This window comes from Sinorhizobium americanum, from assembly GCF_001651855.1.
Lineage (GTDB): Bacteria > Pseudomonadota > Alphaproteobacteria > Rhizobiales > Rhizobiaceae > Sinorhizobium > Sinorhizobium americanum.
In genome coordinates this window covers 41490-48323 of record NZ_LNQC01000032.1, presented here as the reverse complement: position 1 = coordinate 48323, position 6834 = coordinate 41490, and the positions used below count along the sequence as shown (strand labels likewise).

7 protein-coding genes are annotated in these 6834 nt (G+C 63.5%); 5 read left to right on the top strand and 2 right to left on the bottom strand.

The window, feature by feature from the left end; genetic code table 11:
• Positions 1 to 45: 45 nt before the first annotated feature.
• The gene (locus ATC00_RS01570; protein WP_064251753.1) at positions 46 to 1152 is read right to left on the bottom strand and encodes a type IIL restriction-modification enzyme MmeI; all 1107 of its coding nucleotides are present in this window, start codon (positions 1150 to 1152) and stop codon (positions 46 to 48) included.
• Between the two features lie 247 nt (positions 1153 to 1399).
• Between ATC00_RS01570 and ATC00_RS01565 the strand changes: the two genes are divergently transcribed.
• From ATC00_RS01565 to ATC00_RS01550, 4 genes are all read left to right on the top strand, one after another.
• A complete protein-coding gene (locus ATC00_RS01565) occupies positions 1400 to 1951 on the top strand; it encodes a hypothetical protein (protein ID WP_064251752.1) in 552 nt (183 codons plus the stop codon).
• A gap of 158 nt (positions 1952 to 2109) precedes the next feature.
• On the top strand, positions 2110 to 2772 hold the full coding sequence (locus tag ATC00_RS01560) for a haloacid dehalogenase type II (RefSeq protein WP_064251751.1): 663 nt from the start codon (positions 2110 to 2112) through the stop codon (positions 2770 to 2772).
• Positions 2773 to 2784: 12 nt separating this feature from the next.
• Positions 2785 to 3558, top strand: coding sequence for a trans-aconitate 2-methyltransferase (gene tam / locus ATC00_RS01555; protein ID WP_064251750.1), 774 nt, complete (start codon positions 2785 to 2787; stop codon positions 3556 to 3558).
• Positions 3559 to 3655: 97 nt separating this feature from the next.
• On the top strand, positions 3656 to 4486 hold the full coding sequence (locus ATC00_RS01550) for an aldo/keto reductase (protein WP_064251749.1): 831 nt from the start codon (positions 3656 to 3658) through the stop codon (positions 4484 to 4486).
• Positions 4487 to 4543: 57 nt separating this feature from the next.
• Here the strand turns inward: ATC00_RS01550 and ATC00_RS01545 are convergent, their stop codons facing one another.
• Positions 4544 to 4936, bottom strand: a complete 393-nt coding sequence (locus ATC00_RS01545; RefSeq protein ID WP_064251748.1) for a DUF2780 domain-containing protein — start codon at positions 4934 to 4936, stop codon at positions 4544 to 4546.
• 264 nt (positions 4937 to 5200) lie between these two features.
• On the opposite strand from ATC00_RS01545, the gene ATC00_RS01540 reads away from it, so the two are divergent.
• Positions 5201 to 6754, top strand: a complete 1554-nt coding sequence (locus ATC00_RS01540) for a helicase HerA-like C-terminal domain-containing protein (protein ID WP_064251755.1) — start codon at positions 5201 to 5203, stop codon at positions 6752 to 6754.
• Positions 6755 to 6834: the final 80 nt, after the last annotated feature.

Sequence of the window (6834 nt, the reverse complement as noted above, 5' to 3'; positions counted from 1 at the left end):
CCGATCGCTCCGGAGAGGGGCGGGCCATCCCATAATCTGATTTGCTCAGCCTTGGGAATCCCAAGAGTCCACACGACCTAGCCGGCGGCGGTCGGTCGGATCGAGCGCCTGCTCGAGGAATGTGCCGAAGATCGCCGGCTCGACGTCCCGCCAGTCGTAGCTCGCGGCGGCGGCCAGCTCGCCGATCTCTTGCCTTTCGAGCTTCAGCGCCCGGCGGTTCTTGAAGAACTCGCCGTTGAACTTCTTCACCTTCTCGCGGATCGTCGCGGTGAACCCGCCCTCGTCCATCGCCCGCCAGAGATCTTCCATCATGCCCGGGAAGATTTCCGGCTTCTCGGCGCAGTCCTTCAGCAGCTCCTTGAAGCTCGCCTTCGGCAGCAGTTCGACATCCTCGGCGAACATGGTAAAGAGCACGCGCATCAGGAACATGGCGACCTCTTCGGTCGCGTAGCCGGATTTCTCCAGCGCCTGCGAGACCTTGGCGATGCGCGTTGCGATCTCGCGCGTCACCTTAGCGGCGTGGCGCGACGGATCGAGCGAGAATGGATCGCTCCAGATCGCCTTCAGGCGCGCCCGCACCTCGGGCTGGCGCAGTTCCTCCAGATAGATGCGGTAGGAGCGCCTGTCCGGGAACTGGTCGTAAGCCTTTCCGTCGCGGCGGAAATTGGCGTAGACCTCGATGCAGTGGCCGACGTCGCAGACGAGAACGAAGGGCGGCGGCTCGTGCGAGGCCGGCAGCAGGCGCACGTAGTTCTCCGCCTGCTGGCGGGCATTCATCATCAAGACGTCCCAGGCGCGGCTGGCCCCGCGGCGACCGCGCGGCGCAGCGGCAATGCCGGGCAGGCTCGGCGCATCGGCGGGCTCCGCCAGCTTCTTCTCGCCCGCAAGCCGGCTCTGCTTCGCCTCCAGGATGAAGCAATCGCGCTTGTAGAGATCAATGCGCTTGCTGGAGGCAAGGCCCTCCCGGCCCGCTTCCTTGACCACTCGCTCGAAGACGTAATCGTTGGATTCGCTCGTGGCACCGGCCGGTTCGGCATGCGGCAGGTCGAGGACGTCGCAGAGCTCCGTCAGGAACAGCGCGTAGTTGGCGCGTTCCTGGCCGCCCTCGAGGTCCTGCCAGCGCGCAATGAAAGCCTCAACCGAAAGTTTCAAAGGTGACGATTCCCTCTCTTTTCCTCCTTTTTAGCGAGCCCCGGTCGGCTTGCAATAGGCCTTTGTTGCCAAGCTGAGGGGTTTCCGATCATCCCGCCACACTGGTATCCTCTACTGCATGATTCCTTGGATCGGAATCGATTTACGGAAAAATCATGCAGCAATTCAAAGTGCTACAGCGACCTTTGCGCGTCTGATAAAACGCGCGGCGCTGTAGCCGAGCAGGACGAATCAGGGAGGTGTCGTCATGGCGCTTGCGGCTCAGGCCACGGAAGATGAACTCTACCGGCCCGTTCTCGGCGCCAATCCGGTCCATCCGAGCGGTTGGCAGGTGCGGGTGATCGTGAGCTCGCAGACCGAAGCGCGGCACAACCGTCAGCACTGGGCGCCGACGCATCTCGTCTCGATCCGGGCGCCCGCGACCCGCCTGCTTTCGATGATCGACCTGCCGCCGGAGCGGCATCTTGAGCTCTATTTCGGCGACACGACCGACCCGGATGCGCCGGATGCGGCGCGCGCCGAGGCGGTGGAGTCGACCTTCGCCTTCATCGACAGGCTGCCAAAGGACGCGCATCTGCTGATCCACTGTCTGAGAGGCATCGGCCGCTCGACGGCGCTGACGCTCGGCATCCTGACGCGCTATATGGAACCGGAAAAGGCGGCGGCCGCCCTGCACGCGCTGCGCCCCGAGGCCAGGCCGAACAGGCATGTGGTCGGCCTCTGCGACGCGACGCTCGGGCTCAAGGGCAAGCTTGCCAAGCAGGCACTGCGGTTTCCGACAAAGATCTGGAAAGGCTGAGCAATCACAGTGAGGATGAGACGCATTGTGCGACGCACAAAAATTTGACATGATCCCCTAAAAACAAATGGAGAAGCGGCGCGTTCTTCGCCGCAAGAGCCTTCGCTGCGGGGCACCGATCGGAAAGCGCCGCAGACGAAGGTAGACGGGAGAGTTCGATGTCTCATGCCGCCTATGTCTTCGATGCCTATGGCACGCTTTTCGATGTCCATGCGGCCGTGCGCCGGCATGCCGAGGCGATCGGCCCGGACGGCCAGGCCTTTTCCGAAGTCTGGCGCGCCAAGCAGCTCGAATATTCCTGGGTGCGCTCGCTGATGGGGGCCTATGTCGATTTCTGGCAATTGACCGAGCAATCGCTGGACTACGCCTTCGCCCGCTTTCCCTCCGCCGACCCGAAGCTCAGGAAGCAGCTGCTCGATGCCTATTGGGCGCTCGATTGCTATCCCGAGGTTCCGGCCGTGCTCAAAGGGCTGAAGGAGCGCGGCGCCCGCATCGCCATTCTCTCGAACGGCTCGCCGGCGATGCTTGCATCGGCCGTGAAGAATGCAGCCCTCGACATCATCATCGACGACGTCTTCTCGGTCGATGCGGTCAAGGCCTTCAAGACGGCACCGGCCGTCTACGACCTGGTGACGACGCAATACCGGCTCTATCCGCATGCGGTTTCGTTCCAGTCGTCCAACCGCTTCGACATTGCCGGCGCCACGAAGTTCGGCTTCCGCACGGTGTGGATCAACCGCGCCGACATGCCGGACGAATACCGGGACTATGGCCCGGCACTCATTCTGCCTTCACTGGAAAGCCTGCAAGTCGGCATATGAAGGAGCGGCCCGATGGCCTGGTCGGCAGCGCAATACGTGAAGTTCGAGGATGAGCGGACGCGGCCGGCGCGCGACCTCCTGGCGCAGGTCCCCGATCTGCCGGCCGGCCCGGCCTTCGACCTCGGCTGCGGTCCCGGCAATTCGACGCAACTCATCCTCGAACGCTTCCCCAACAATCCGCTCGTCGGCATCGACAGCGACGAGGACATGCTGGAGGCCGCTCGCAAACGGCTGCTCGGCCTGCGCTTCGAGAGGGTCGATCTTGCCGGCTGGACGCCGCCGCCAGGGGCCGCGCTTTTCTTCGCCAATGCCGTCTTTCAATGGCTGCCGAAACATGTCGATATTCTCGAGCGGCTCGTCGACGCGCTGCTGCCGGGGGGCACGCTTGCGGTGCAGATGCCCGACAACCTCGATGAGCCGTCGCATCTCCTAATGCAGGAGACGGCCGAGGAACGGACTTTCGCAGCGGCTTTTGCCGGCCGGACGATCCGGCGAATGCCGCTTCCCTCCCCGAGGACCTATGTCGAAAGGCTGGCCCCGAAGGCGGCGCGGGTCGAGGTCTGGCATACGGTCTACTATCACCCGCTGGCCAACGCGAATGCCATCGTCGAATGGGTGAAGGGCACCGGCCTGCGCCCCTATCTCGACGTGCTGCCTGCCAACCGGCGCAAGGACTATCTCGCCGCCTATGCCGAGAAGATCCGCAGGGAATATCCGGCCATGGCCGACGGGCGGGTGCTGTTGCGTTTTCCCCGCCTGTTCATCGTCGCTGTCAAGGCGTCCTGATCGACGAAGGACGTGCTGGCCGGCTTGAAGCCGCGACCGGCCGCGACAAGTATAGGGCACATCCATCATTTCTCCGCCCGCGACCAAGGAGCCACCCATGCATGCAGTCAATTCCAACGGCGCCAACATTCCCGCCCTCGGCTTCGGCACTTTCCGCATGCCGGGCGCCGAGGTGCTTCGGATCTTGCCGGAAGCCCTGAAGATCGGCTTCCGCCACGTGGACACCGCGCAGGCCTATGGCAACGAGGCGGAGGTCGGGGAGGCGATCCACCGTTCAGGCATTCCGCGCGCCGACATCTTCCTGACGACCAAGGTCTGGGTCGATCGGTATCGCCATGACGACTTCCTCGCCTCAGTCGACGAGAGCCTCAGAAAGCTGAAGACGGACCATGTCGATCTGCTGCTATTGCACTGGCCCGGCGGCAGCGACGTGCCGATGGCCGAGCGCATCGGGTCGCTGAACGAGGTTCGAGCGGCGGGCAAGGTGCGCCATATCGGCGTCAGCAACTTCAACACGGCGCAAATGGCGGAGGCGGTCCGCCTCAGCGACGCGCCGATTGCGACCAACCAGGTCGAATACCATCCCTATCTCGACCAGACGAAGGTGCTGCAGGCGGCGCGGCAACACGGCATGTCGCTCACCGCCTATTATGCTATGGCCAACGGCAAGGTGCCTTCCGACCAACTGCTGAACGACATCGGCAACCGCCACGGCAAGACAGCCGCGCAAGTGGTGCTCAGATGGCTGGTGCAGCAGCAGGATGTGATTGCCCTGTCGAAAACCGCCACCGAGGCGCGGCTCGAGGAAAATTTCGCGATCTTCGATTTCGCGCTGACGCGGGAAGAAATGGCGGCGATCCGCGGCCTTGCCCGCCCGGACGGGCGGATCGTCAACCCGGCAGGGCTGGCGCCGCTGTGGGACGCTTGAGTTGAGAGCTGCGGCTATCCCCTCTGGCCTGCAGGCCAGAGGGGATTAATCGTGGAATCAGACGAACTGGCTGAGACCCGGAACGGAGGCGACCACCTCGTCCACGACCTCGTCGCCGGCCTTTTCCTTGGCATAGGCGATGGTCTCCCTGGCGAGCCCGGTGATTTCGCCCATGCCGAGTCCCTGGCTCATCAGTTGCTGGCCGAGCGCCATGACGCCGCCGCCGCCGACCGCCGACAGGAGCCCGCCGAGCAGGCCGCCGCCATTGCCGCCCTCGCCGCTGTACTGAGCGACCAGTTCCGGCGCGCCGGGAATAGCTTCGATCATCCGGGCGACCGGGCCTTCGGCCGCTTCGCGCTGGAGGAAGCCGAGGATCATGCCCACCGCCTTCTCGGCCTTCGCGGGCTCGAGACCGACATTTTCCGCTACCCGCGTAACCAGTTCACTCATGGGAATCTCCTCGTACAATTTTGACGTTGACGTCAAGGTAAAATATCGCTTCCGGAATGACAATAGCACCCGAGCACATATCCGTCCTGCATCAACATATCCGGCGTGGCAGGCTGGCGGGAGCCCCGCCTCGCCTACAACCCGTGTTGCCGGGCCGCGGTGCACGGCCTATAACAGAACCGAGCAATATTTCGATGACGGACTTTGCACAATATCCGGCAAATGCCCGGTTCCATTGACAAAATCGATTCGGAGAGGAATGCCATGCTGCAGGAAGGCAAGCTCTATATCGGGACCAGCCGCAAGCCGGACGATGCGATCAACAAGCCCGAATATCTCGAACTGAAGTTCGGCAACCGCCATGGGCTGATCACCGGCGCCACCGGTACCGGCAAGACCGTGACGCTGCAGATCCTCGCAGAAGGATTTTCGAATGCCGGCGTGCCGGTGTTCTGCGCCGACGTCAAGGGCGACCTTTCCGGCATCGGCGCCATCGGCGAGGCCAAGGACTTTCTCCTCAAGCGCGCCGAGCAGATCGGCCTTTCGCCCTATGATTTCCAGGAATTTCCGGTGATCTTCTGGGACCTCTACGGAGAGAAAGGCCACCGCGTCCGCACGACGTTGTCGGAGATGGGGCCGCTTCTCCTGTCGCGGCTGATGAATGCCAGCGATGCCCAGGAGGGCGTGCTGAACATCGCCTTCAAGATCGCCGACGAAGGCGGCCTGCCGCTCCTCGATCTCAAGGACCTGCAGTCGCTGCTGAACTACATGGGCGAGAATGCGAGCGAGCTCTCGAACCAGTTCGGCTTCATCTCGAAGTCGTCGGTCGGCTCGATCCAGCGCGAGCTTCTGATCCTTGAACAGCAGGGTGCCGAACACTTCTTCGGCGAGCCGGCGCTGAAGATCACCGATATCATGCGCACGACGAATGACGGGCGCGGCGCAATCTCGGTGCTTGCCGCCGACAAGCTGATGATGAACCCGCGGCTTTATGCGACCTTCCTGCTGTGGCTGCTGTCGGAGCTTTTCGAGGAACTGCCGGAAGTCGGCGACCCGGACAAGCCGAAACTGGTGTTCTTCTTCGACGAGGCGCATCTGCTCTTCAACGACGCGCCGAAGGTGCTCGTCGAGCGCGTCGAACAGGTGGTGCGGCTGATCCGCTCCAAGGGCGTCGGTGTCTATTTCGTCACCCAGAACCCGCTCGACGTGCCGGAAACCGTGCTCGCCCAGCTCGGCAATCGCGTCCAGCATGCGCTGCGCGCCTATTCGCCGCGCGAGCAGAAGGCGGTGAAGACCGCGGCCGACACGTTCCGCCCCAATCCGGATTTCAATTGCGCCGAGGTGATCACCAATCTCGGCACCGGCGAGGCGCTGGTCTCGACGCTCGAGGGCAAGGGGTCGCCGTCGATGGTCGAGCGGACCTTGATCCGGCCGCCGGCCTCGCGGCTCGGTCCGCTGACGGAGGCCGAGCGGCAGAATGTCATCAATGTCAGCCCGGTGCGTGGGCTCTACGACGAGGACTTCGACCGGGAATCGGCCTATGAGCTCCTCGCCAAACGGGCTGAAAAGGCGGCAGACGCCGCCGAACAGGCCGAAGCGCAGACGACCGAAGAACAGATCGGCCGCAGCCGCTGGACCCTGCCCGGCTTTGGGGATGACGAGAAGGAGACAGCTACCGGCCGGCAGGCCCGGCCGCGCTCCTCCGGCTATCAGCGCGAAACGATCATGGAGGCGGCAATGAAGTCTGTCGCCCGCACGGTCGCAACCCAGGTGGGACGGGCGCTCGTCCGCGGCATTCTCGGCAGCCTGAAGCGATAGTCAGACACACGAAGATCGCTGTGGCACCTTGAATGCTGCGTGATTATGTCGGTCGATTCCGGTTTGAGGAATCATGCGGC

What these genes read in the sequence shown, in the direction of transcription:
- ATC00_RS01560 (WP_064251751.1), top strand. Translation starts at nt 2,110, where the DNA reads ATGTCTCATGCCGCCTATGTCTTCGATGCCTATGGCACGCTTTTCGAT.
- ATC00_RS01565 (WP_064251752.1), top strand. Translation starts at nt 1,400, where the DNA reads ATGGCGCTTGCGGCTCAGGCCACGGAAGATGAACTCTACCGGCCCGTT.
- ATC00_RS01540 (WP_064251755.1), top strand. Translation starts at nt 5,201, where the DNA reads ATGCTGCAGGAAGGCAAGCTCTATATCGGGACCAGCCGCAAGCCGGAC.
- ATC00_RS01545 (WP_064251748.1), bottom strand. Translation starts at nt 4,936, where the DNA reads ATGAGTGAACTGGTTACGCGGGTAGCGGAAAATGTCGGTCTCGAGCCC.
- tam (WP_064251750.1), top strand. Translation starts at nt 2,785, where the DNA reads ATGGCCTGGTCGGCAGCGCAATACGTGAAGTTCGAGGATGAGCGGACG.
- ATC00_RS01550 (WP_064251749.1), top strand. Translation starts at nt 3,656, where the DNA reads ATGCATGCAGTCAATTCCAACGGCGCCAACATTCCCGCCCTCGGCTTC.